Annotated in this window: 1 pseudogene; it reads right to left on the bottom strand. The window is 48.2% G+C overall.

The annotated features are described in order from the left end of the window. Positions 1-86: 86 nt before the first annotated feature. Positions 87-817 (bottom strand): annotated as a pseudogene (locus BK127_RS42245) (ABC transporter permease). Positions 818-848 lie beyond the last annotated feature (31 nt).

Below are 848 nucleotides of genomic sequence, written 5' to 3'. Positions count from 1 at the left end.
AGAATATACACAAGCATGCCCCAATCACGATAATGAGCCCGAGCACCAGCAATATTTTTTTCATCAATAATTCCTCCTAAGCCCAATCAGGATGAGACCATATCTTTGTTCTTCAACCGGCGAATAGACATCGACGCAAAAATAATAATTAAAGCCATATTCACCACCCAAAACAGAATGTTCTGTACGTAAGTCAGTTTATCCTGGTTCAGCACGCTCATGCCAATAGTGAGCAGCGAGAACGGAAAAAAAATGCCCAGCTTGGCAGTATACATGCCCAGACCGATAAAGACTGCGCACAGGCTAATGCCGATAGGCGTTGCGAAGCTGCGGGTCCGCAGCGACAGTCCGAGTTGTAGTGCGGTAATGGACAGAGAAGCATACCATCCACGTATCGTCCACAGCCAATAGTCTCTACTGGGAAAGTCCCTAAGGAGAACAAGGTACCAGCAAGCCAGTACAGTCCCATGAACAGCGCTTGCGCGAACAAGATCAAGATGCTGACAACAAGCAATTTGGCAAGAAACACGCTTGCGACCGATACAGGAGCGGTCATCATCATATTCCAATTCCGGTTCAGATGCTCCAGCCTGCATACATAAGCACAGCAGATAGCAATCAGGATGGGCAGGAGAAACTCGCCGTACAGCAGGCTGACCTGGGTCCACAGGCTGTACCAGCCATTCTGCAGGACGCCTCGGTTAAAATAATAATTCGCACATCCAATCAGCAAGCTTATGATAGGAAGTACAGCGAGTACAATACCGATCCGGGAATGCCGCAATTTGAGCCATTCAGCAGAGATACTTCGTTTCATCAGCTTCCCTCCTCAGATTTCCTGCCGGGTT

It is taken from the genome of Paenibacillus sp. FSL H7-0331 (assembly GCF_001956045.1).
The sequence above is the reverse complement of the archived record's forward strand: the minus strand, read 5'-3'. Positions and strand labels throughout refer to the sequence as shown.